This window comes from Mycobacterium sp. NGS54 (assembly GCF_059812465.1).
The window spans coordinates 401,789-424,940 of record NZ_JCALCS010000003.1 but is presented as its reverse complement, the minus strand read 5'-3'; the positions used below and the strand labels follow the sequence as shown (position 1 = coordinate 424,940).

Annotated in this window: 21 protein-coding genes; 14 read left to right on the top strand and 7 right to left on the bottom strand. The window is 69.4% G+C overall.

Features of this window, described 5'->3' with window-relative positions; translation table 11 throughout:
- Positions 1 to 48: 48 nt before the first annotated feature.
- The 3 genes from AC5Y5E_RS10905 (at position 49) to AC5Y5E_RS10895 (ending at position 4,025) form a co-directional block, all read left to right on the top strand.
- Positions 49 to 1,539, top strand: a complete 1,491-nt coding sequence (locus tag AC5Y5E_RS10905) for an aldehyde dehydrogenase family protein (protein WP_499902990.1) — start codon at positions 49 to 51, stop codon at positions 1,537 to 1,539.
- Positions 1,539 to 2,489 (top strand): amidohydrolase family protein, encoded by a 951-nt coding sequence (locus AC5Y5E_RS10900; RefSeq protein ID WP_499902989.1) that lies wholly within the window; start codon positions 1,539 to 1,541, stop codon positions 2,487 to 2,489. Before AC5Y5E_RS10905 ends, AC5Y5E_RS10900 begins: the two co-directional genes overlap by 1 nt.
- Positions 2,490 to 2,570: 81 nt before the next feature.
- Positions 2,571 to 4,025 (top strand): amino acid permease, encoded by a 1,455-nt coding sequence (locus AC5Y5E_RS10895; protein WP_499902988.1) that lies wholly within the window; start codon positions 2,571 to 2,573, stop codon positions 4,023 to 4,025.
- Here the strand turns inward: AC5Y5E_RS10895 and AC5Y5E_RS10890 are convergent.
- A complete protein-coding gene (locus AC5Y5E_RS10890; protein WP_499902987.1) occupies positions 4,004 to 4,552 on the bottom strand; it encodes a nucleotidyltransferase family protein in 549 nt (182 codons plus the stop codon). The genes AC5Y5E_RS10895 and AC5Y5E_RS10890 overlap by 22 nt on opposite strands.
- Positions 4,553 to 4,604: 52 nt before the next feature.
- On the opposite strand from AC5Y5E_RS10890, the gene AC5Y5E_RS10885 reads away from it, so the two are divergent.
- From AC5Y5E_RS10885 to AC5Y5E_RS10870, 4 genes are all read left to right on the top strand, one after another.
- Positions 4,605 to 6,941: a xanthine dehydrogenase family protein molybdopterin-binding subunit gene (locus tag AC5Y5E_RS10885; protein ID WP_499902986.1), complete on the top strand. Its 2,337-nt coding sequence runs from the start codon at positions 4,605 to 4,607 to the stop codon at positions 6,939 to 6,941.
- Positions 6,938 to 7,825, top strand: a complete 888-nt coding sequence (locus AC5Y5E_RS10880; RefSeq protein ID WP_499902985.1) for an FAD binding domain-containing protein — start codon at positions 6,938 to 6,940, stop codon at positions 7,823 to 7,825. The genes AC5Y5E_RS10885 and AC5Y5E_RS10880 overlap by 4 nt, the downstream gene beginning before the upstream one ends.
- On the top strand, positions 7,818 to 8,303 hold the full coding sequence (locus AC5Y5E_RS10875) for a (2Fe-2S)-binding protein (RefSeq protein WP_499902984.1): 486 nt from the start codon (positions 7,818 to 7,820) through the stop codon (positions 8,301 to 8,303). The genes AC5Y5E_RS10880 and AC5Y5E_RS10875 overlap by 8 nt, the downstream gene beginning before the upstream one ends.
- Positions 8,304 to 8,437: 134 nt before the next feature.
- Complete coding sequence (locus AC5Y5E_RS10870; protein WP_499903288.1) at positions 8,438 to 9,010, top strand: hypothetical protein; 573 nt, start codon at positions 8,438 to 8,440, stop codon at positions 9,008 to 9,010.
- Between the two features lie 13 nt (positions 9,011 to 9,023).
- Here AC5Y5E_RS10870 and AC5Y5E_RS10865 read toward each other — a convergent pair whose 3' ends face one another.
- Complete coding sequence (locus AC5Y5E_RS10865; protein ID WP_499902983.1) at positions 9,024 to 9,254, bottom strand: hypothetical protein; 231 nt, start codon at positions 9,252 to 9,254, stop codon at positions 9,024 to 9,026.
- 135 nt (positions 9,255 to 9,389) lie between these two features.
- Between AC5Y5E_RS10865 and AC5Y5E_RS10860 the strand changes: the two genes are divergently transcribed.
- On the top strand, positions 9,390 to 11,012 hold the full coding sequence (locus AC5Y5E_RS10860; protein ID WP_499902982.1) for a hypothetical protein: 1,623 nt from the start codon (positions 9,390 to 9,392) through the stop codon (positions 11,010 to 11,012).
- 186 nt (positions 11,013 to 11,198) lie between these two features.
- Positions 11,199 to 12,788 (top strand): triacylglycerol lipase LipY, encoded by a 1,590-nt coding sequence (lipY, locus tag AC5Y5E_RS10855; protein WP_499902981.1) that lies wholly within the window; start codon positions 11,199 to 11,201, stop codon positions 12,786 to 12,788.
- Here the strand turns inward: lipY and AC5Y5E_RS10850 are convergent.
- Entirely contained in the window at positions 12,785 to 13,108 is a 324-nt protein-coding gene (locus AC5Y5E_RS10850) for a WhiB family transcriptional regulator (protein WP_499902980.1), read from the bottom strand. The genes lipY and AC5Y5E_RS10850 overlap by 4 nt on opposite strands.
- A gap of 147 nt (positions 13,109 to 13,255) precedes the next feature.
- On the opposite strand from AC5Y5E_RS10850, the gene AC5Y5E_RS10845 reads away from it, so the two are divergent.
- The 4 genes from AC5Y5E_RS10845 (at position 13,256) to AC5Y5E_RS10830 (ending at position 17,379) form a co-directional block, all read left to right on the top strand.
- A complete protein-coding gene (locus AC5Y5E_RS10845) occupies positions 13,256 to 13,909 on the top strand; it encodes a response regulator (protein ID WP_499902979.1) in 654 nt (217 codons plus the stop codon).
- A gap of 1 nt (position 13,910) precedes the next feature.
- Positions 13,911 to 15,098 (top strand): sensor histidine kinase, encoded by a 1,188-nt coding sequence (locus AC5Y5E_RS10840; protein WP_499902978.1) that lies wholly within the window; start codon positions 13,911 to 13,913, stop codon positions 15,096 to 15,098.
- Positions 15,099 to 15,167: 69 nt separating this feature from the next.
- Complete coding sequence (locus tag AC5Y5E_RS10835; RefSeq protein WP_499902977.1) at positions 15,168 to 15,710, top strand: hypothetical protein; 543 nt, start codon at positions 15,168 to 15,170, stop codon at positions 15,708 to 15,710.
- A gap of 10 nt (positions 15,711 to 15,720) precedes the next feature.
- Positions 15,721 to 17,379 carry an Hsp70 family protein gene (locus AC5Y5E_RS10830; RefSeq protein ID WP_499902976.1) on the top strand — a complete coding sequence of 553 codons (1,659 nt, stop codon included), beginning with the start codon at positions 15,721 to 15,723 and terminating at the stop codon, positions 17,377 to 17,379.
- Here AC5Y5E_RS10830 and iniC read toward each other — a convergent pair.
- From iniC to AC5Y5E_RS10815, 3 genes are all read right to left on the bottom strand, one after another.
- Positions 17,376 to 18,890: an isoniazid-induced dynamin-like GTPase IniC gene (gene iniC, locus AC5Y5E_RS10825; protein WP_499902975.1), complete on the bottom strand. Its 1,515-nt coding sequence runs from the start codon at positions 18,888 to 18,890 to the stop codon at positions 17,376 to 17,378. The genes AC5Y5E_RS10830 and iniC overlap by 4 nt on opposite strands.
- Positions 18,887 to 20,728: a dynamin family protein gene (locus tag AC5Y5E_RS10820; protein WP_499902974.1), complete on the bottom strand. Its 1,842-nt coding sequence runs from the start codon at positions 20,726 to 20,728 to the stop codon at positions 18,887 to 18,889. The genes iniC and AC5Y5E_RS10820 overlap by 4 nt, the downstream gene beginning before the upstream one ends.
- Positions 20,729 to 20,833: 105 nt before the next feature.
- Positions 20,834 to 21,730, bottom strand: a complete 897-nt coding sequence (locus AC5Y5E_RS10815) for a hypothetical protein (RefSeq protein ID WP_499903308.1) — start codon at positions 21,728 to 21,730, stop codon at positions 20,834 to 20,836.
- A gap of 6 nt (positions 21,731 to 21,736) precedes the next feature.
- Between AC5Y5E_RS10815 and AC5Y5E_RS10810 the strand changes: the two genes are divergently transcribed.
- Positions 21,737 to 22,558 carry a hypothetical protein gene (locus AC5Y5E_RS10810; RefSeq protein ID WP_499903307.1) on the top strand — a complete coding sequence of 274 codons (822 nt, stop codon included), beginning with the start codon at positions 21,737 to 21,739 and terminating at the stop codon, positions 22,556 to 22,558.
- On the opposite strand, the gene AC5Y5E_RS10805 is transcribed toward AC5Y5E_RS10810, so the two are convergent.
- Positions 22,555 to 22,830, bottom strand: a complete 276-nt coding sequence (locus AC5Y5E_RS10805) for a hypothetical protein (protein ID WP_499903306.1) — start codon at positions 22,828 to 22,830, stop codon at positions 22,555 to 22,557. The two genes, AC5Y5E_RS10810 and AC5Y5E_RS10805, sit on opposite strands and share 4 nt — an antisense overlap.
- Positions 22,831 to 23,152 lie beyond the last annotated feature (322 nt).

The following is a 23,152-nucleotide window of genomic DNA, read 5'->3' as shown; positions in this document are numbered from 1 at the left end:
CAATTGGATCGCGTCGATCCCAACCCCCTCAATTGGACGGTGCGCTTTATGAGTTTGCAGGGCCCCACCCTGACCAGAACCCGGACCCGGTGGTCCTCGGCGTCCACCGACGACCAGTTCGTCGTGCAGAACCCCGCGACGGGGCAGACGGTGACGGTCGTCCAGGGTGCCGGGCCGGACGAGGTGGACCAGGCCGTCCGCCGCGCGCACGCCGCGCACCTGCGCTGGAAGCAACGCCCCGCGCGCGAGCGCGGCCGATACCTGCGCCAGGTCGCCGACGTGATCCGCGCCCACGCCGACGAGATCGCCGCGCTCGAGACGCTGGAGATGGGCAAGCCGATCACCCAGGCCCGCAACTTCGACGTGGAAGCCGCGATCGCCATCTTCGAGTACTTCGGCGCCATGGTGGAGGCGTTGCCCAGCCAGGCCCGCGACTACGGCCCCGTCCTGGACGTCACCACGCTGGAGCCGTACGGGGTGATCGCGGGCATCGTCCCGTTCAACTGGCCGCCCATCCACACCGCCGGGAAGGTCGCGCCGGCGCTGGCCGTCGGCAACGCCGTCGTGCTCAAACCGCCGGAGCAGACGCCCTCGGTGGTGTTGCGGATGGTCGAGCTGATCCAGTCCGTCCTGCCGGACGGTGTGGTGCAGGCCGTGCCGGGCCGGGGCGAGGTGGGCGCCGCGCTGGCCGGGCACCGGTTGGTCGGCAAGGTGTCGTTCACCGGGTCGCCGCGGACGGGCGCGGCGGTGCTGCGCACGGCGGCCGGCAACCTCACCCCGACGCTGATGGAGTTGGGCGGGAAGAACCCGCTGGTGGTTTTCGACGACGCCAACCTGCACGAGGCGCTGCTGGCCGCGGTCGACGGCGGCTTCTTCAATCAGGGCGAGGCGTGCACCGCGGCGTCGCGAATCCTGGTGCACGACAGCGTCTATGCGGAGTTCGAGGCGAAGTTGTGCGCCGCGGTGGGCCGGCTGCGGGTGGGCGACGGCGCCGACCCGGCGACCGATGTCGGCCCGTTGGCCACCCGCAAGCAGCAGAACCAGGTCCTCGATTACCTGCGGATCGGCGTGGCCGAAGGCGCCCACATCGCCGCTCAGGCGCCGCTGCCCGACGATCCCCGATTGGCCGAGGGCTTCTACGTCGCGCCGACTGTCCTGACCGGCGTCACCCCCGCCATGCGGGTGGCCCGCGACGAGATCTTCGGCCCGGTGGTCACCCTCATCCCGTTCACCGACGAGGACGAGGCGGTGCGCATCGCCAACGCCACGCCGTTCGGATTGGTCGCGGCGGTGTTCACCCAGGACAGCGACCGGGCGCTGCGGGTGAGCCGGCGGATCCGCGCCGGCGCCGTCTTCGTCAACAACTATCACCGCATCGCCATCGGCACCGGTTTCGGCGGCGTCGGCCACAGCGGGTTCGGGCGCGAGCATGCCCGGGAGACCCTGGCGGAGTACGGGTACACCAAGACGATCCGGCTGGCCGCCGACCGCGACGAGCTGACGTACTGGAGTGCCGCGGCCCGGGTGCTGGCGGGCTGATGCGGACGATAGCTCTCGAGGAGCATTACGCCACAACGGAATTCCTGAAGGGGCCGGGCCGCTGGCTGGCGTCGCGCAAAGGCATCGTCGAACCGATCAGCGACCTGGGCGACGGCCGGATCGCGGCGATGGACGACGCCGGCGTCGACGTGGCGGTGCTGTCGCTGGCCGCGCCGGGCGTCGAACAGCTGGACGGGCCGCACGCCGTTCGGCTGGCCCGTGAGTGCAACGACGAGCTCGCAAAGGCGGTAGGGCGGTACCCGGACCGGCTGGCGGGCTTCGCCGCCGTGCCGATCAGCGCGCCCGCGGAGGCCGCCGACGAACTCGAGCGGGCCGTACGCGAGCACGGTTTTGTCGGCGCGGTGATCAACGGGCACAGCCAGGGCGTCTACCTGGACGACCTGTTCTTCGACCCGGTCCTGTCGCGCGCGGCCGCGCTGCGGGTGCCGATCTATCTGCACCCGACCATCCCGCCGGCCGGCGTCATCGAGTCCAGCTACGCGGGATTCGCCGACGAGGTCACGTTTGCCCTCGCGACCGTCGGCTGGGGCTGGCACATCAACACCGCGACCCACGTGCTGCGGTTGATCCTCGGCGGCGTGTTCGACCGATACCCGTCGTTGCAGATCGTCATCGGGCACATGGGCGAGGCGATCCCGTTCATGCTGCCCCGGTTCGACGCGACGCTGAAACCCGAACTGACCGGCCTGCGCCATCCCGTCAGCACCTACCTGAGGCGAAACCTCAACTACACCTTCGCCAACTTCAACGACGGCCCCACCTACGCCAACCTGGTCGCGCAGGTCGGCATCGGGCGGGTGTGCTTTTCGGCCGACTACCCGTTCGGGTCGATGCGTGCCGCCCGGGACTTCCTCGACGGGCTGCCGCTGGGCGACGACGACAGGGCGCTGATCAGTCACCGCAACGCCGAGCGGTTGCTGGGCCTGTAAAACTTCGCCGATTGTTGGTGGGCACGCGGCGCGCTCATCGGTTAGCCTGAGCGTTCCCGGGGCCACCACGGCAGGAGCTCGATGTCACCGTCAGACAGTGCCGCCGAGCGGCTCGCCCGCGAGGACGAGGGCTATCACAAGAGCCTCAAAAACCGCCAGATCCAGATGATCGCCCTGGGCGGCGCCATCGGAACCGGACTCTTCCTCGGCGCCGGCGGACGGCTGGCGTCGGCGGGGCCCGGGCTGTTCCTGGTCTACGGGGTTTGCGGCATCTTCGTCTTCCTGATCCTGCGCGCGCTCGGCGAGCTCGTGCTGCACCGCCCGTCGTCGGGATCGTTCGTGTCGTACTCCCGCGAATTCTTCGGCGAGAAGCTGGCTTACGTCGCCGGCTGGATGTACGTCCTGAACTGGTCGATGACGGGGATCGTCGACACCACCGCGATCGCGCACTACTGCCACTACTGGGCGATCTTCCACGCCGTCCCGCAATGGACCATCGCGTTGGTCGCGCTGCTGGTGGTGCTGTCGATGAACCTGATCTCGGTCAAGGCCTTCGGCGAGCTGGAGTTCTGGGCGTCGTTGATCAAGGTGCTGGCGCTGGTCACGTTCCTCGTCGTCGGCACGGTCTTTCTGGTCGGACGCTTCAAGATCGACGGTCACGACACCGGCACGGGCCTGTGGGACACCCATGGCGGGCTCGTGCCCAAGGGGTTGCTGCCCCTGGTGCTGGTCACCTCGGGAGTGGTATTCGCCTACGCCGCAATCGAACTCGTCGGCATCGCGGCCGGGGAAACGGCCAACCCCGAGAAGGTGATGCCGCGCGCGATCAACTCGGTGGTATTCCGCATCGCGGTTTTCTACATCGGGTCCACGGTCCTGCTGGGCCTGCTGCTGCCCTACACCGCCTACAAGGCCAACGTCAGCCCGTTCGTCACGTTCTTCTCCAAAGCCGGCGTCAGCGGGGCGGGCAGCGTGATGAACGTGGTGGTGCTGACCGCAGCGCTGTCGAGCTTGAACGCCGGACTGTATTCCACGGGCCGCATCCTGCGGTCGATGGCGATCAACGGCAGCGGCCCGAAGTTCACCGCGCCGATGTCGAAGCGTGGCGTGCCGTACCGCGGGATCCTGCTCACCAGCGCCGTGGGTTTGTTGGGCATCGTGCTCAACGCCGTCAAGCCCAGCCAGGCGTTCGAGATCGTGCTGCACATCGCGGCCATCGGCATCGTGTTCGCCTGGGGAACGATCGTCGCGAGCCAGCTGCGGTTCCACCATCTGGCCAAGGCCGGGCTGGTGCAACGGCCCAAGTTCCGGATGCCGCTGTCGCCGTACAGCGGCTACCTCACGCTGGCGTTCCTGGTCGGCGTGGTGGTACTGATGTTCTTCGACAAGGTGCAGGGGCCCTACCTGATCGGCGCGACCGTCGTCGGCGTTCCCGCGCTCATCGGCGGTTGGTTCCTGGTTCGCCATCGGGTCACGGCCGCCGCGCAAGACACCGCCGTGCCGGCCTCACCCGCTCAGGGTTCGTCGATGTCCTGACCGCCGGCGAGGTCGCCGCAGTCGACGGCCTCGACGTCGGGCCGGCCGCGCAGGTACTCGCCCGCGCCCCGATCCCCCTTTAGCTGCTTGAGCACGCCCGGCCAGTGCCGGCGCGCGATGACCACCGGATGGCCCGGCCGGTCGCCGAACTGAGCGCGCGCCAGGCCACTGCCGGACGCCCGGGCGCGGCCGAGGACCCGCGCCACCACGTCGGGACCGACGTCGGGGGTGTCGACGACGTGCAACACCGCAAAATCCGCGCGCAGGCCGTCCGCCGCGGCCAGGCCGGCGCGCACCGACGCGCTCAGCCCGTCGCGCCAGTCGGGCGCGACGACCGCGGTCACCCCGGGCCGCCCGGCCACCTCTGCGGCGCCCAGGACCAGGACGACGTCGGCGCAGCCACCGACTTGGAGCGCGTGGACGGCGGCGTCCAGCCAGCCGTCTACCAGCACCTTCGGCCGCCCGTAGCGGCGTCCCTCGCCCGCGGCGAGCAGGACGCCGACGGCCCTCGACTGTGATAACGCCACTCTCCTATGATGGCATCGAGGTTCTCGTCAGGCGACAACCGGATGGAGCGCAATGACTCAAGAAGCGCAGGGGGCGACGGCCACGACCCCTCGATACGCCGGCACCCGAGTGCAGCGCGTCGAGGACCTCCGGCTGCTGACCGGCCGCGGCGGGTTCGTCGACGACATCTCGCGGCCCGGCATGCTGCACGCCTGCTTCGTGCGCAGCCCGTTCGCGCGCGCCACGATCAACGGCATCGACGCGTCGGCGGCGCTGGCCCTGCCCGGCGTGCGCGCGGTGTTCACCGCCGCCGACCTCAATCCCGACGTCAAAGAGGCGTGGCACGCCGTGGCGGGCAAGGACGTGCCGGACACGCCCCGCCCGCCGCTGGCCGAGAGTGAGGTGAAATTCGTCGGCGACCCGGTCGCGCTGATCGTGGCCGAAAGCCGCTACATCGCCGAGGACGCGCTGGAGCTGGTCGACGTCGACTACGAGCCGATGCCGGCGATCACGGACCTGGCCCGCGCGCAGTCCTCCGATGTGCTGGTGCACGACGCGTATGCGCACAACGTCGCGGGCGGGATGGGCGGCGCGCCGCCCGACGAAGAGGTTTTCGCGGCGGCGGCGTGCGTGGTGAAAGAGAACATCTACCAACAGATTTACGCGCCCGTGCCGATCGAGACCCGCGGGCTGGTGGTCGAGTGGGAGGCCGCGTCCGAGGAGCTCACCCTGTGGGCGTCGACGCAGACCCCGCACGAGCTGCGCGCGTTCTGCGCGCGCCTGTTGGGCATTGCGGCGCAACGGGTTCGGGTCATCATGCGCGACACCGGCGGCGGCTTCGGCCAAAAGGTGGTCCCGATGCGCGAGGACATGTGCATCATGCTGGCCGCCCGCAAGGTGCCGGCGGCGCTGAAGTGGATCGAGGACCGGCGCGAGAACCTGATGTCGGCCGGCCAGGCCCGGCACGTCGACGGCACGGGCCGCATCGCGTTCGACGGGGACGGCAGCATCGTCGCCGCCGACATCGACTTTGTCCAGGACGTCGGCGCCTATCCGACGCCGTACCCGGTGCTGACCACGGCGGCCATCGGCATGTTCTTCCCCGGGCCCTACCGGGTTCCCAAGGCCAGCTTCAACTACAAGACGGTGTTCACCAACACCAGCGGGCTGGCCGCCTACCGCGGCCCGTGGCAGTACGAGACGCTGGCGCGCGAAATCCTGCTCGACATCGCCGCGCGCAAGATGGGCATGGACCCGGTCGAACTGCGCCGGCGCAACCTGCTGCGCCGCGACGAGATGCCCTACTTCAACCCCAACGGCATGCCGTATGACCACGTCGCCCCCAGCGAGACGTTCGAGCAGGCGGTGAAACTCCTTGACCACGAAGGGTTTCGCAAGGAGCAGCGCGAGGCGCTGGCACAGGGCCGCTACCTGGGGCTGGGGTTCTCGGCCTACATCGAGCCGACCGGCGCGGCGACGGGCCACCTGGCCACCGAGGGCTGCACCATCCGGATGGAGCCGACGGGCAAGATCAACGTCTACGTGAACGGCGGCTCCAGCGGAAACAGCTTGGAGACCACCGTCATTCAGCTGACCGCCGACGCACTCGGGGCCGACATCGACGACGTCGCCACCATCCAGGGCGACACCGCGATCACCCCGTACGGGGCCGGGACGCAGGGCAGCCGCAGCGGCCCGATGACCGCCGGGGCCGTCGCGGAGGCCGGCACCATCCTGCGCGACAAGATCGTCACGCTGGCCGCACACCAGCTGAAAGTTCCTGAATCCGAAGTCGTGCTGGCGAATTCGGCCGCGTCGGTGCGCGGCGACCCGTCGAAGCAGGTGACGTTCGGCGAGCTGGCCTACCTTTCGTACTACTCGCCGCAGGCGCTGCCGCCGGGGATGTCGCCCGAGCTGGAGGCCACCGCCCGCTACGTCGCCAAGGCCCCGATCCTGTGGTCCAACGCGACCCACGCCTGCACCTGCGAGGTGGACGTGGCGACGGGCAAGGTGACGCTGCTGCGCTACATCGTCAGCGAGGACGTCGGACCGATGATCAACCCGACCATCGTGGAGGGCCAGATCGCCGGCGGGACGGTGCAGGGCATCGGCGGCGCGCTGATGGAGGACCTCGCCTACGACGACGACGGCAACCCGCTGGCAACGACATTCGTCGACTACCTGCTGCCGACGGCCACCGAGGTCCCGCCGATCGAATTCGGCCACGTCGAGATACCCGGCCCGGGGCCCGGCGGTTACAAGGGCGCCGGTGAGGGCGGGGCAATCGGCTCGGTGCCAGCGGTGATCAACGCGATCAACGACGCGCTCGCGCCGCTGGGCGTAACGATCACCCGGCTGCCCGCCAGCCCGGCGTCGATCGCGGCGCTGCTGAGCGAGGCGACCCGGTGAAGCCCGCGTCGTTCGATTACCACCGCCCCGACACCGTCGAGGACGCCGTCGCGCTGCTGTCCGAGCTGGGCGATGACGCGAAGATCATCGCCGGCGGCCAGAGCCTGGTCCCGATGCTGGCGATGCGGCTGGCCTACTTCGACCACCTCATCGACATTTCCCGGCTGGGCGAGCTGCGGGGCATCGAGCGCCGTGGCGACGAATTGTGGATCGGCGCCGGAACCACCGAGTCCACCGTCGGCTCGGATGCCCAAGTGCGCCAAGCGGTTCCGTTGCTGACCCGGGCTACCCCGTTCGTCGGGCACTTTCAGATCCGCAACCGCGGCACCCTCGGCGGGTCGATCGCCCACGCCGACGCCGCGGGCGAATACCCGGCGGCCGCGCTGGCGCTGGACGCGGTGATGGAGGTCCTCTCCCCGCGTGGACGGCGCGAGATTGTCGCCGCGGACTTCTTCGCCGGCCTGTGGGAGACCACGATGGAACCCGACGAGGTGCTGACCGGGATCCGGTTCCCGGTGTGGAACGGCAGGTCCGGGTTTTCCGTGCACGAATTCGCGCGCCGCCACGGCGATTTCGCGATCGCGGGCGCGCTGGTGGCCGTCCAGCTCGACGACGCCGACCGGGTGTCCCGCTGCGGGATCGGGCTGCTGGGCCTGGGCCCCACGGTCGGGCGCGCGACGGCGGCCGAGGCCGCGGTCCTCGGCAAGCCGGTCGGTGAGCTGGTGCCCGAGGAGATCGGCCGGGCCGCGATGACCGGCCTCGACGAGGTGCCGACCGACCTGCAAGGGTCCGCTTCGTACCGCACCCAGGTGGGCGCCACCATGGTCGGGCGCGCCTGGACCCAAGCCATCGAGGAAGCACTGGCGGGAGCAAGCAATGCGTGAACAACCGGTTCAGTTGTCGGTCAACGAGACTCCGGTCGCGGCCAGCGTCGAACCGCGCATGACGCTGGCGGACTTCCTGCGGGAGCGGTGCGGGCTCACCGGCACCCACCTCGGCTGCGAGCACGGCGCATGCGGCGCGTGCACGGTGCTGGTGGACGGCGACGCCGTGCGCTCCTGCCTGATGTTCGCGGTCCAGGCGGACGGCACGGAGGTGACGACCGTCGAGGGCATCGCGTCGCCCGACGGCACCCTGTCGCCGGTGCAGGCCGCGCTGCGGCAGTGCCACGGGCTGCAATGTGGCTTCTGCACGCCGGGTTTCGTGACCACGCTGACCGCGTTGCTGCGCGACAACCCCGACCCCACCGACGACGAGATCCGCGAGGGCCTGTCCGGGAACTTCTGCCGCTGCACGGGCTACCAGGGCATCGTCGCCGCGGCCCGACGGGCGGCCGAGATCGAGTCGGTCACGCACAGGTAAACCCGCGCCATCGGCTCTGCATCGATAACGGCCTGGTTGCAGTAACTTTCGCCGCGTCTTGCGTACTCTAAGCGCTGAAATCGAAGACTTTCGGGGAGCGGCGGGTGCAGTTATCGCAAAAGGCGCGGCGAAGGCTGGCCGGCGGCTCACTGCTGTTATCGGCCGTCCTGGCCGCACCCGCGGTGGTGTCGGGCTGCAGCACGCTCGTTGACGGCAAGCCGGTCGCCACCCCCGGGGCCGGGCCGACCGAGCCCACATTCCCCACGCCGCGGCCGACCACGACGACGCCAGCGCCGACCAGCACCAGCCCGGCCCCGTCGACCAGCCCCACCGGGCCGTCCAGCCCGACCACGCCGCCGGCCGGGGTGATCCCGCTGCCGCCGGACCACAACGGCTACGTCTTCATCGAGACCAAGTCCGGCGTGACCCGCTGCCAGATCAACAAGGAGACCGTCGGCTGCGAGGCGCCGTTCACCAACTCCCCGCTGCAGGACGGTGAACACGCCAACGGTGTGAGCATCAGCGCCGGCGGCAACGTGCAGTGGGTGCTGGGCAACCTGGGCGCCATCCCGACCGTCACCATCGACTACAAGACCTACGCCGCGCAGGGCTGGACGATCGTCGCGACCGAGCAGGGCACCCGGTTCACCAACGATCGCACTAAGCACGGCATGTTCGTCAGCGTCGAGAAGGTCAACACGTTCTGAGCGCCTGTAAGCGCTATTCCGCGATGGTGTTCAGTTCTGCTCGGGCTTGGTCGATTTGGTCGTAGGCGTGGGCGACCATCTCGGCGGTGGTCATCGTCTCGCCCGTGCGGGCAAGCGATTCGTAGGTCGCCTCGCCGAGGACATCGCGCGAGGCGGTCGAGCAGTACCGCGAGAGTTGCCAGGGGGTGTTTCGACATCCGTTGCGGTCGACTGAGCGGGTAACGCATGCCCAGCGCCAATACATTTGGGTGAGAGCTCGGCAGCGAAGCAGAAAATCCCCGGTTTCAGAGTCTCCACGCCCGGTTATCCAGTAGTAACTCTCAGCACCGCTCGCGCCAGGCCGATGCGGTCGATGCTACTGCGGGAGCGAGACGAAGCGATGACCGCCACCCAGCCGACCGCATTTGACCCGCCTACGACGAACATCCCTCGTTACTGGCCAGAACCGCGATTGCCGACCGGGGAAAAGACGCCCCTCGTCGCCGGTGCCACGATCGCGAACGGCCGGATTCGGCTACTGGTCTTCTACGGCGAGTCGCCGCATCTCCAGTTCTGGCAAGCGGTTGACACGGCGACAGGACAACATCTGGCCGTCACGGTGGTCGACTCCGAGAACGCGCTGCCGACTGCTGCGACTGTCGACGCGATTCTTTCCGACACCCTAAGCCTGCGGGGAATCGACTCCCCGGGCTTGGCGAAAGTGATCGACGCCGGCCGCGATCATTGCGGCGGAGTAGTTGTTTGCGAGTGGATACGTGGTGCCACCTTGAAAGAAGTGGCCGATACGCACCCGTCGCCTCTCGGTGTCGCCGACGCCGTGTTATCCCTGGCCGAGACCGCCGACGTGGTGCACGGGGCCGGGTTGGTGTTGTCAATCGACCATCCCGACCGAATCCGGATCAGCGTCGACCGCCGCGTCGTGTTGGCATTTCCGGCGACGATGCCGAATACCACGCCGCGAGATGACCTTCGAGGCATCGGCGCGGTGATGTACGGGTTGCTCGTCAACCGTTGGCCTTCGCAAGGCGAGGCCGCGATCAAGGATTGGGCGTGCGTCGCGGTTGATGGGCAAGGACGAATCCAAGAACCCGCCGTATTCGACTCACGAGTTCCGTTCCTGATTTCGTCCACCGCCGCAGGGCTAGTGCGCGACGGCGACGGTATCCGGAGTGCGAAGACGATTATGACGTTGCTGCGCGAGGCTAGCGACGAAGCCGCGAGCTACGGGGCGCCCTCCGCCACTCGCGAACTGTTCGTACCTCTGGAGTCGGACCGCTATGCCAGCTTCCGAAATTTCGGGCCGCCCGAGAAAGTCGCATACGCTCGCCGTCAACTTTTGAAAACTTGTCTCGGGACGGCGGCGGCAGTCGCCCTCGTTGTGTTGATGACCTTCGCCAACACGATCAGTCGAATGGTCGACACCGTCGACACCGGCGGAACGATGAAAGTGGACAGGCTGGGGCTGCGGACGACGTCGCCGACACCATCGTCGAACCCTGCTGCGCCGGCGCCGCTGGCATCACCGCCACCTGGCGCTCAAACTCGAAAAGTAAAGCCGCTCAAAGCCTCAGTCTTTTCACCCGGCGGTTCACCAGATAGCCCAGACTCGGCCGGGCTGGCCATCGACGGTAATCCGGGCACAGCGTGGTCGACCGACGCCTACGTGGACCCCCAGCCCTTCCCCAAGTTCAAGGACGGTGTCGGGCTGTTGTTGCAGCTGCCCGAGCCAACGTCGCTTAGTGGTGTCACCATCGACCTAGACAGCACCGGCACCGTGGCACAAATACGATCATCGCCGAGCGCGACACCCGCGAAGCTGACAGACACCGCCGAACTCAGCCCACCCACCCCGTTGAGACCTGGGGACAACATCATCCGCGTAAATTCCGCGGTCCCGACAACGTTCGTGCTGGTCTGGATAAGCACTCTCGGCACCGCTGGCGGGAAGAGCCGTTCCGACATTTCCGAGGTCACGCCTTATAGGGCAGTCCAGCCCAGATGATGCGCATAACCATGGCTGAGCGGGTCGACACGTTCTGAGCGCCTGAAGGCGCCGCCAAAAATCGGTGGACTGGATTCGGTCCGCCGCGGGTACCCGTTCGCCACGCTGGGCGTTCCGGCGTGTGAGCGGATTGCAGGATGTACGTTGCTGCAGTGGGTTGATCAGTGTTGATCGAGGGGAGCAGTAATGAGCTTTACGGTGTGGCCGCCCGAGGTGAATTCGATACTGCTGCTTGACGGCCCGGGTCCGGGGCCGATGCTGGAGGCGGCGGCGGCCTGGGACGGCGTCGGCTCCGAATTGAGTTCGGCGGCCACCGCGTTCAGCTCGTTAACCGCCGACCTCGCCGGCCAGGCGTGGCAGGGCCCGGCGTCGGCGTCCATGACGAGCGCGGCCGCCCGCTACGTGAACTGGCTGGGCGGGGCGGCCGCGCAAGCCGAGCAGTCGGCGGCCCAGGCCCGGGCGGCCGCCGTCGCGTACGAGTCCGCGCTGGCGACCATCGTGGACCCCGGCGTGATAACGGCCAATCGCGGTCAGCTGGTGTCGCTGGTGCTGTCGAACCTGTTCGGTCAGAACGCCCCGGCGATCGCCGCCGCCGAGGCCGAATACGAGCGGATGTGGGCCCAGGATATCGCCGCGATGGGCGGGTATCACGCCAGCGCGTCGGCGACCGTCGCGCAATTGGGCTCGTGGGAGCAGGCGCTGGAAAGCCTGCCCGGTGAATTCGTCCAGGCAGTCGAAAGCGAATTCAACCACGTGGCCAACACGGTCTTCGGCACCATCTTCGGGGCGCCGGCGAATCCGCCGTTCTCGGCCACGCAGACGGGGACCTACACCGGCGGACCGTCGCTGGCCACCAGATTCGAAGAAGCCGCGCTGTACCCGGTGAAACCCCTCCTGGGTTTCTTCCCCGGGCTCGAAGCCCAGCTTTCGGCGCCGAATTCGCCCTTCCTGCAGCTGTTCACAGGCGACAACCCGCTACTTGGGATAGGCCTGTCCAACACGCCGCCGCGGTTGCTGCCGTTGCTGCTCGGGGAAACGGTGCAGCACACCTCCTATAACGGGATGCCCGTCGTGCAGATCACCCCGGCTCATCCGAATGGCGACTACGTAGTGGCCATTCACGGGGGCGCGTTCATCTTCGCGCCGTCGATCTTCCACTGGCTCGATTACACGGTGATGGCCTACCAGACCGGCGCGACCATCGAGGTGCCGATCTACCCGCTGCTGCAGCAGGGCGGCACCGCCGGCACGGTGGTGCCCAACATGGCCGGCTTCATCAACTCGCAGGTCGCCGCACACCCCGGGCATGTCAGTGTGACCGGCGACTCCGCCGGCGGCAACCTGGCACTTGCGGCCCTCGAATACACGTTGGCCCAGAATCCGAATGCCGCCATGCCAACCTCGATGGTCCTGCTGTCGCCGTGGCTGGATGTCACGTTCAGCAACCCGAACATCGCGTTCGTCCAGGACCCGCTGCTGCCCGTTGCGCCCGGGATCCAGATCGGCAAGGAGTGGGCGGGCGGCCTTTCCACGACCGACCCCATGGTGAGCCCGCTGTACGGGAACCTCACCGGGCTCCCGCCGACGTATGTCTACACCGGCAACCTGGATTCGCTGTCCCCCGACGTGCTTGTCCTGCAGCACAACGCCACCCTGGCGAACGCCCCATTCAACTTCGTGCTGGCCAACGGCCAGATCCACGACTGGATCATCCTCACATTGGATGGCCCGCAGTACTGGGCGCAGATCGACCAGGAACTCGGTCTGACCGCTTAGCCCGTCCTGCGGCGCTTACGCCGAGCGAGGTACTCCGACCAGGAGCCCACCTCCGGGTGCTGCCTGAGCAACGCCCGCCGCTGGCGCTCGGTCATGCCGCCCCACACGCCGAACTCCATGTGGTTATCGAGCGCGTCGGCGAGGCATTCGGCGGCAACCGGGCAGTGCCGGCAAATGGCGGCCGCTTTCCGTTGCGCCGCTCCGCGAACGAAGAGTTCGTCGGGATCGGTGGTGCGGCACAGCGCCTTCGACACCCATTCGAGCCGGGCGTCGGACACCCCTGCGACAGAGGCGATGGTTACATCCCTGATGTTGGACACGCGGATCCTTCTGTCGGTTCCACCCCCGCAATGACTATCCCGGGCCGGTTCGGCGATGTCTGTCCGCCGACGGGTCGGCGCGTGGGATGAATCGCGCGTCCCCCGATTGGGGGAAACGGCGGCGACCCGTGTGTGACACTGGGCGGCATGGTCGGCCGGGCAACGACCGGGAAAGTGCGTGTGGTCGTGGGCGACGATCACCCGCTGTTCCGCGACGGCGTGGTGCGCGCGCTGACGTCGAGCGGCGAAGTGGACGTGGTGGCCGAGGCCGACGACGGTATCGCCGCCTTGGACCTGATCAAGACGCATCTGCCGGACGTCGCGCTGCTGGACTACCGGATGCCCGGGATGGACGGTGCGAAGGTCGCGGCCGCGGTGCGGGGTGACGAGCTACCCACCCGGGTGCTGCTGTTGTCGGCGCACGACGAGTCGGCGATCGTCTTCCAGGCCCTCGCGGAGGGGGCCGCGGGATTCCTGCCCAAAGAATCGACGAAAACCGAGATCGTGAACGGCGTGCTTGACTGCGCCGACGGCCGAGATGTCGTTCCCGCGGCGCTTGCCGCCGGTCTGGCCGGGGAGATCCGCCGCCGCGGCGAAGCCCAGGCCCCGGCGCTTAGCCCACGCGAGCGCGAGGTGCTGAATTTCATCGCCCAGGGCCTCAGCATTCCCGCGATCGCCGCGGAGCTGTATCTGGCGCCGTCCACGGTCAAGACCCACGTCCAGCGCCTGTACGAGAAACTCGGCGTCAGTGATCGCGCCGCGGCCGTCGCGGCGGCGATGCGGCGCGGGTTGCTGGAATAACATGGGCCGCTCACTGGCTCATCTGGTCGACTTCGTTGCGGCCGAGCCCGTCCGCTTGTCGGCGTTTCTGCGCTTGCCGCTGATCGGTTTGATCGTCCTGTTGGTCTCGGTATGGGAGGTCGAGCACTGGTTGCCGCTGGCTTACGCGGTCATCCTCGGCGCCTACAGCGTCGCCGCGCTGGTGTGGGTAGTGGTGGTGCTGCGCGGACCGGTGCCACCGTGGGCCGGCTGGGTGTCGACGGGCATCGACGTGCTCACCGTGGTGGCGCTGTGCGTGGTGTCGGGTGGAGCCACCGTGGCGTTGCTGCCGGTGTTCTTCCTGCTGCCCATTTCGGTGGCATTCCAGGATCGGCCCGCGCTGGCGGCCACGGTTGGAATATGCACCGCCGTCGGGTATCTCGGTGTGTGGATCGTCTACTCCAAGCGTGACGACAGCGTCGAACTCCCCAGCGTGGTGTACACGCATTTCGGTTTGCTGTTGTGGTTGGCGGCCGCGATGACCGCCTTGTGTTATTTCCTGACTCGCGCCGCGGCTCGGGTGGCAGCGCTGCTCGAGATGCGCCGCACACTTGTCACCGAGTCGATGCGCGCCGACGAGCGCAACGCCCGAGCACTGGCCGAGCACCTGCACGACGGACCGCTGCAAGATCTGCTGGCGGCGCGACTCGAGCTCGAGGAAGCCCGCGAACGGTACACCGATGCGGGGCTGGAGGCCGCCTACCGGGCGGTGCAGGACACGGCGACCCAGCTGCGCGGCACCGTCACCGCACTGCATCCGCAGGTGCTCACCGAAGTGGGCCTCACCGCCGCGCTGCGTGAGCTGATTCGCTCCTACGAGCACCGCGGGAACCTCGCCATCGAAGCCGATCTCGAAGAGGTCGGGCGCCCACGGTCGCAGTCCCTGCTTTACCGGGCGGCACGCGAACTGCTCGCCAACGTCAACAAGCACGCGCAGGCGAGCACCGTCAAGGTTCGCCTCGCCCGAGCGGGCGACGCCATAACGCTGAGCGTCGTGGACGACGGAATCGGCTTCGATCCGGCCATCCTGGATCGATGCGTGGCCGACGGGCACATCGGACTCGCCTCGCTCGCGGTCCGCATCGACGCGATGGGCGGATCGATGAGGCTCACGTCGACAACGGGCGACGGGACGCGGGCTTCGGTGACCGCGCCCGCCGGAGCCGACTGAACAGCGGCAAACGCCGCCTCGCCCGCGCGCCTGATCTGGCCCGAAAGCGGTGTCAGTACCATCGGTGCCGTGGCATCCAACGGCCCACCGGACGACTTCCACAACCGGCGCACGCAGTATGCGAACTACGGCGCCCTGGGCGGGCCCCCGGCGCCGGGTGAACCACCCGCCGAACCGCCGCCCGACCAGCCGGAGCAACCCGAGGCGCTGGATCCCTTCGAACAGGAGCCCGAGCCCACCCCGTGGTACCGGAAACCCGTCGGGATCATCGCCTGGATTGTCGCGGTCCTGATCCTGCTCGCGCTGATCGGCTACGGGCTCATGGAGCTGATCCAGGGTAGCCAGGGCACCAGCCCCGGCCCGAGCACGACGGGCAGCACCACCGCGACGACGACCACCACGACGACGATGACGCCGACGACCACCGAATCGTCGGCGCCGCCGCCCAGCAGCAGCGCCGGCGAGCCGCCGGCACAACAGCCGACCCAGCAGCCCACCCACCAGCCGACCCAGCAACAGCCGACGCATCGGCACCACATGCCCCAGCTGCCGTCGGTGATCACCATTCCCGACGGGCCGGTGGTCACGCTGCCACCGGGCCTCTCGCAGTGAAGTCCGCGTCGTGAGCGAGGCGCTCGGGCTGTCGATCGGCGCGGCCAACCTGGTCGCGGTCCGTTCGGGCAGCGCCCCGGTGGTGCGCAGTTCGGTCTTGACGCTGTTCGAAAACCGGCCCACCGAAATCGGCCTGCCCGAGGAAAACCCGAACCTGTCCGAATCCGGGCTGGTGCTGCGTGGCTTCGTCGAGCGGGTCGGGGACCGGGCTCCGCTGGTGGCGGCCGACGGGACGAAGTACCTCGGCGAGGTGCTGACGGTCGAGGCGATCGAAGCCATGGCGCGCACGGTCGGCTACGGCACCCCCGTCACCGTCGCGGTGCCCGCGTACTGGTCCGAGGCGCAGACCAACGCGCTGCGCGACGAGTTCTTCGCCCAGCCGGACCTGACCCGCGGCGGTGTGGCACCGGCCTTGATCCCCGACGCCACCGCCGCGCTGGCCACCCTGCGCGCCCACCCGGGGTTCCCGGCCGGCGTCGTCGCGGTGTGCGACTTTGGCGCCAGCGGCACCAGCGTCACGTTGATCAACGCGGGGTCGACCCTTGCGCAGATCGGTGCATCGGTGCGCTACACCGACTTCTCCGGCGACGGGATCGATCAGCTCATCCTCGACTACGTGCGCTCGGGCGGCTCCGACGCCACCAGCACCGACCTGGCCAGCACCGCGCGCATCGGCGCGCAGGCGCGCCAGCTCGCCGAATGCCGCCGCGCCAAGGAGCAGCTGTCGAGCACCACCACCACCGCCGGCGACGTCCGCCTTTCCCGCGCCGAACTCGAACAGCTCATCTCGCAACCGCTGGACGGTTTCGTCAGCACCGTGGAAGACACGTTGCAGCGCAACGGGATTCAACGATCCAACCTGGCGGCCGTCGCGGCCGTCGGTGGGGGCGCCGGCATCCCGCTGATCGCCGCGCGCCTGTCGGAGCGCCTGCGGGTGCCCATCCACACCGCGCCGCAGCCCGCGTTCGCCGCCGCCGTCGGTGCGTCGGTGCTGGGCCAGCAGCAGGCCGCGGCGGGCCTCGCGACCGCCGCGAGTCCCGTCGTCGAAAACCCGACCGAACTGGTCGAGACCGCCAAGGTCGTCGACGGCGGCCCCGCCCTGGCGTGGTCGGCGGACGCCGACGACTCCGCCGAGCCGGTGCCTTACGTCGGTCCCGACATGACCGGCGAATATGGCCGGGAACCAACGGAATTGGGCGACACCGACAGCCGCCGCGCGGCCGCCGCGACCGCGACGCTGCCGTGGTACAAGCGCACCGCGCTGGTGCTGAGCGTCGTCGGAGCGGCCGCGGCCGTGCTGCTCGCGGTGGTGTTGGCGCTGACCCTGGGCCACCCGAAAACCACTCCGACCAACAACACCCCGCCCACCGAACCTGCACCGGCGCAGACGTCGCAAACGGAGACGATCACGGAGCCCAACGGCACCACCACCGTGACCGTGCTCCCGCCGCCGCCCGCGCCGTCGTCGTCGACGACGACCCAGCCGCCGACGACCACGACCACGACCACGACCAGCAGCCCGCCGCCCAGCACGACGACCACGACGGCGCCGACCACCACGAGCGCCCAGCCGACCACGACATCGCAGGCGACCACCACCGCGGCCCCGACGACCACCCGGCAACGGCTGCTGCCGCTGCCCCTGCCGCAACCGCCGTTCGGGCGTTAGCCCGGGTGGGCGTTGGACGCGTCGTAACCGCGCGCGGCGAAATCCGCCACCATCGCCTCGGCGCTGCGCATACCGGCGCGGCACGCCTGCGTGGTGAACGGGTCGTTGAGGGGGTGCTCGGCGCGGCGGCGCCAGCGTTGGGCCGCGGCGAAGGCGGCTCGCGGGCCCTCCGGACCGTGCAGGTCCTCGGGGGGTAGGCCCAACCTGCTGGCCGGGTCGGTGCCCCACCCGCCGATGATGCGGCGCAGCGAAGCGAGCTCGTCGTCGGTCAATGTCGTTGGACGTGAATGCAATTGGCTCAGCAGGCGAAGTTCCTCGAAGGCGTGGGTGTCTGCCAGCAAGGGGTCGATGTCGGCGATGACGTAGGGCGTCGCCACGATCGGGAAGGCCTGGACGAATCGGCGCAGCGACACCAGGGCGGTGTGGGCCTTGAGCATGTCGGAGCGTTGCGCGAATTGTTGGTCGATGACGCGCCGCAGCGCTACCAGCCCGCTGCGCTCCAGCAGTTCGTCGGCCAGCCCCGCCGCGTCGGTGACCCCGGCGGCCAGCACGGCGATCGAGATGCGGATGCCGAACATGCCGAACCGCTCCAACAACTGAGCGCGGGTGGCCGCATCGACGGGCAACTGGCTGTCGACCCGCACGAATCGGTCCGCGCTCAGCATTGCCTTGCCGAGCGTGGCGCTATCGACTCCCGCGAGCTTGCGCAGCGCCGCGAACTCGCTCTGGCGCAACGTGCGCGCCGTCAGCGCGAGCAGGCCGGACACTGGAACCACCGCCTGGCAGATGCCGGTCTCATTCATCTCGCGGGTGAACCGTTTGGCCACGTCGGCCGCCGACAGCATCGCGTCGATGCGACCGGCGCCGATCTCGTCGGCCCGCGACGCGACGCCGATGATCCCGAGCGCCCCGGCCGAGCCGCCGACGAGCCGACCGATCTGCTTGAGCAGCGCAACGTCCGCCGCGTTGAGGGAGCGCAACAGGAACACCACCGCGTCCACCCGTGGCACCCCCTCGGGCGGTATCAACAGCTGCAGCGTTCGCTCGGAGGCCTCACGCGTCAGCGACGACGTCCCCGGGGTGTCGACGATGGTGGTGTCGATCAACTCTTCCGCGGGCCATTCGACGTCCAGGTCGACCACGTCCGCGGGGTTGATGGCCGCGAAGTCGAAGGTCAGGCCCGCGCTGCGGTTGATCGGGACGTTGGCGCGCCGTCCGCCCCAATGGTTGGCGGTGACCTTCGGCGTCGGGCCGTGCCGGAACCACGTCACGATCCGGGTAGCCTCCGTGGCGTCCGTCGGGGCGATGTCCTCTCCCACCAAAGCGTTTACCAGAGTGGACTTTCCGGCCTTGAGCGTGCCGGCCAGCGCGATGCGGATGGGCTCGTTCAGGCGCGCGCCGATGCGCTCCAATTCGTAGAAGACGTCGGGACGCTGGCGATACTCCGGTTCGGCCCGGTAGGCCTGGATTGTTCCGCCGAGGATCGCGCGGACCTGATCGCTCGTGCTCACGAACGTCCCACGGCCATCGGCGGCGTCAGCTTGCCCACGTTGTCGATCACCTGCTCGAGGATGTTCAACTGCCGCTCCAGTTCACGAATCTGGGTGTCGCGCTCGGTTTCTTCGATGTGCGCTGCGGTGATCGTGGCTTGCAACGATTCGTTGATCGAGCGGGTGACCTCGTTGGCGATGTCGCGGTAGTGGTCGCGCAGCGTGCGCTGGATCGCCATGAGTCGATCGCGAGATTCCTTGCCCACCACGAAAGATACGTCGTCGACGAAGCGGCGCACGTTCGTCTTGGCCTCGGCGCGCGCCCGCAACAGCCGGTGTTCCTTGTCCTCCTTGTACGCCATGCGGCCAAGCAGCAGCCCTGCTCCCACGGACAGCGGGTTGAACAGGCCCAGCCCGGCAACCGACGACAGCATGCCGATCATCACCACACCGCCGTAGGAGCCCCGCAATCCGGTGACGACCTTCTGTCCCTTCCCGGCCGGCTTGGATTCCAGCTCCGCCAGCGACTTGAGCCGGCCGAAGTCGCCGCCCATCAGGCGTCCCGTCAGCTCCGGCGACATGACCGAGTCCAGGCCCGCATCGGCGAACGAGCGCGCCACGTTCTCGGCCAACGCCTCGGCCCGCCGATATGCCCACACGAAGTTGTCCCCGACGGCGGTGGCGACCGCCTCCTCCACGTCGCTGCCGATTTCGGCCCAATGCCGCGTCGGGTCGCACGAATCGATCTGGCGCTCAATGTCTTCGGTGATCGCGCGGAAGCGCGCCCGCATGTCGTGATCGGCATCGGCGAACAGGTCGGTAAATCCGTCGTTGAGCACCTGCTGCCACAGCGCCGACTGGTTGAGGGCGTTCTGGGCCTCCCACTTGCGCCGCTCGAGGTCGTCGGCGAGGCGGTCGCGCAGGTCCGGGTCGTCGATGACGGTCAGCTCCGACCCGACCGACATCGCCAGATGCTGAGCGGCCGAACGAATCTCGGACAAGATCTGATCTCGGACGCGATCGGTCTGGCGGGAGAGCACTTTTTCGCCGAGGAACTTGACGATCAACGGGAAGTTGGACTCGTCGTTGAGTTCCTTGTCGTTGAGCGTGACGGCGTGGCTGCGCAACAGCGACGAGACCGGCAGGATCGGAATCGGCACCCCCGCCCGCTGCAGGTGCGCCGCGTTGGCGTTGACGATGTCGCGCCAGTGCGGGTAGAGGTCCGTCTTGGTCGCCACCAGCACCGCGACCGGGCAGATCTGATACGCCTGGCGGACGAACCTCATTTCCGGTTCGGTCAATTCCTGACTGGTGTCGCTGACCATGAACAGGGCGTCGGCGTCCGGAAGCAACCCGAGCGTCGCCGACAGGTGCGGCTGCCCGTGGCCGCCCACGCCGGGGGTGTCGACGAAGGCAAGCCCGCCCTGCAGCAGCGGGCTGGGCGCCCCGATCTCGACGCGCAGCACTTCGCGGCCGCCGGCCTGCGGCGCGCGGCGCAGGTCGGTGTTGAGGTCGTCGACCGGAATCTCGATGCGTGCGGGCTCGCCGTTGGGACCCGCGACGACAACCAGCCGCGCCGACGGCGGCTCGCCATAGCCGACGACGGTGATCACCACGGTGGCCTCGTCGTCGCCGACGCGGGCCACCGGCAGGTTCAGCAGCGAGTTGAGCAGTTGACTCTTGCCCTGTTTGAGCTGACCCGCGATCACCACACGGATCTGCGGATCGAGGATGCGCTCGCGGGCCCGGGTCAGCCGCTGCACGAGGTCACCGCGATTGTTGAGCTCGGCGATGGCGACGGTGTGGTCGATCAATTCGACGATGACGCCGACCCGCCGAGGGTCATCCGGTTGGGTCACCCGTGCTGCCCCACTTTCTCGCTGCGATGCACTGAGATCACGGTATGCGTGAAACGGCGGCGGGGACCAAACAAGGTCCCCGCCGTCGCTCTTTGTCCCGCAGTGTTACCCGTGTGGCCCGACCGGATGCGCCAACGGCGCCGGGTGCGGGACCGGCGCCGGAGCGTGCACCGGTGCCGGGTCGTGCGGCGTGCCCTGGAACACCGACGGGCTGTGCGGCGCCGGGGCCGGCGAGTGCTCGACGGGTGCCGGCGCGTGCTGGACCGGCGCCGGTGCGTGCTGGACCGGGGCCGGTGCGTGCTGGACCGGCGCGGGCGCATGGTCGACCGCGGCCGGCGAGTGGGCCGGCTGCTGGATGACGGGCGTGTGAGCCGGCTGCTGGATAACCGGTGTGTGAGCCGGCGCCTGTGCCGGCTGCTGGATGACCGGGGAGCCGGTGCCGCCGTGGTTTACCGGATCACCGGCGCCCGGGCTCTGGATCACCGAGCCGGGGTTCGAGGGAGGCGTCGCATGGCCGCCGACGGTGCCACCGCCCTGGATGGCCGGGCCTTGCGCGGTAGGGGCGACCGGGGCGTGCTGGGCCGGGACGCCACCGGCATTGACGGGACCGCCACCGCCGAGCGTCGCACCTTCCTGGCCGAGGATCTGACCGTGGCCGGCGCCGCCGGGGCCACCGGCCAAGACGCCACCACCAGTCACCGTGCCGCCGGCAGCGGCGGCGGGCCCGTCGGCGATTCCGGGCGCCACGGCGCCGGCGCCGGCGTGTCCGCCCGAGCCCGCCCCACCGGCGATGGCGGGAGCCGCCGCCTGGGGAGTCGGGTGGCTGCCCAGAGCGGCGCTGTCGCCGCTCATGATGGCGCTGCTGCGCTCACCGCCGATGCCCAATCCAGCGCCGCCCGCCGCGTTGGCGCCGGCCTGACCGCCGACCCCGACGCCGGCCAGCGGACCCGAAACATGCGGCGTCGCAGCACCATTCAGCGCGGCACCTTCGCTGGCGATCAATCCCGCTTGACCGGTCGCGCCGCCGACGAGCGCGGCGTTGGCGCCAACGTTGCCGGCACCGGCCAGCCCCCCGCCGGCTGCAAGACCGGCCTGGCTCGCGAGACCCGCTTGCCCCGCAAGACCCGCCTGGCTCGCGAGACCGGCTTGGCTGGCGAGACCCGCCTGGCCCGCAAGACCCGCATGCCCCGCAAGACCCGCCTGGCCCGCAAGACCCGCCTGGCCGCCGAGCCCGCCCGCGGCAGCACCGCCAAAGCCGCCACCCGCCTGGCCACCCGCGCCGAACGCGCCGCCGGCACCAAGGCCACCTTGGCCGGCGAGTGCGGCCTGGCCACCGAGCCCGGCATCCGCGCCCAAACCAGCCTGGCCTCCGGCGCCCACACCGAAGCCACCGCCCGCTTGTCCGCCGAGGCCAACACCTGCTTGGCCACCGGCGCCACCGGCGAAGCCGCCACCCGCCTGGCCGCTAGCACCGAATCCTGCGGCGGCCCGGCCGCCGATCCCACCTGCTGCCTGGCCACCGACCCCCGCTTGTGCGCCGAGACCGGCGCCACCAGCCAAACCAGCGTTGCCAGCCAAACCAGCGTTCCCAGCAAGACCGGCGCCGCCAGCCAAACCAGCGTTACCAGCAAGACCGGCACCGCCAGCCAACCCAGCGTTCCCAGCCAACCCGGCACCACCACTGAGCCCGGCACCGCCAGCCAAACCAGCGTTCCCAGCAAGACCGGCACCGCCAGCCAAACCAGCGTTACCAGCAAGACCAGCACCACCACCGAAGCCGGCTTCGCTGGCGAGACCTACACCGCCACGCAGGCCAGCGGTAGCGCCTAACCCGACGCCGCCACCAACGCCGGCTTCACCACCAAGTCCAGCCTGGCCCGCAAGTCCGATACCGCCGCCGAGACCGGCGCGAGCGCCGAGTCCCGCCTCAGCCCCGAGGCCCGCGACACCGCCAAGGCCAAAACCGCCCCCGGCGCCAACACCGGCCCCAGCGCCGAGTCCCAAGCCGCCCCCGAAGCCCGCCTGGCCGCCCAAACCGATACCGGTCTGAGCACCCAGACCAGCCCCGAGCCCAAGACCCAAACCTGCACCGATCTGAGCACCCACACTCGCCTGGCCACCCAGCGCGAACCCGGTCTGACCGCCCACACCGGCCCCAAAGCCAAGGCCCAAGCCAGCACCGATCTCGGCGCCCAAGCCCGCTCCACCGCCAACACCGAAACCAAGATTCAGGCCGGCGCTGACCTCGGCGCCGATCCCCGCACAAAACCCGCCGCCGAGCTGCTCGCCGACGAGGCCACCGGGTCCGAATCCACCCCAACCCGGTTCGCCTCCGGTCCCCCAGCCCGGTCCGGGCTCACCCCAACCAGGATGGGGACCGCCCCAACCGGGCCCCGGCTCACCCCAACCGGAGTGGGGGCCGCC

Coding starts and splice junctions, on each gene's coding strand:
- AC5Y5E_RS10840 (WP_499902978.1), top strand. CDS start 13,911: ATGGGCCGCTCACTGGCTCATCTGGTCGACTTCGTTGCGGCCGAGCCC.
- lipY (WP_499902981.1), top strand. CDS start 11,199: ATGAGCTTTACGGTGTGGCCGCCCGAGGTGAATTCGATACTGCTGCTT.
- AC5Y5E_RS10845 (WP_499902979.1), top strand. CDS start 13,256: ATGGTCGGCCGGGCAACGACCGGGAAAGTGCGTGTGGTCGTGGGCGAC.
- AC5Y5E_RS10885 (WP_499902986.1), top strand. CDS start 4,605: ATGACTCAAGAAGCGCAGGGGGCGACGGCCACGACCCCTCGATACGCC.
- AC5Y5E_RS10865 (WP_499902983.1), bottom strand. CDS start 9,254: ATGTATTGGCGCTGGGCATGCGTTACCCGCTCAGTCGACCGCAACGGA.
- AC5Y5E_RS10860 (WP_499902982.1), top strand. CDS start 9,390: ATGACCGCCACCCAGCCGACCGCATTTGACCCGCCTACGACGAACATC.
- AC5Y5E_RS10905 (WP_499902990.1), top strand. CDS start 49: ATGAGTTTGCAGGGCCCCACCCTGACCAGAACCCGGACCCGGTGGTCC.
- AC5Y5E_RS10875 (WP_499902984.1), top strand. CDS start 7,818: ATGCGTGAACAACCGGTTCAGTTGTCGGTCAACGAGACTCCGGTCGCG.
- AC5Y5E_RS10895 (WP_499902988.1), top strand. CDS start 2,571: ATGTCACCGTCAGACAGTGCCGCCGAGCGGCTCGCCCGCGAGGACGAG.
- AC5Y5E_RS10900 (WP_499902989.1), top strand. CDS start 1,539: ATGCGGACGATAGCTCTCGAGGAGCATTACGCCACAACGGAATTCCTG.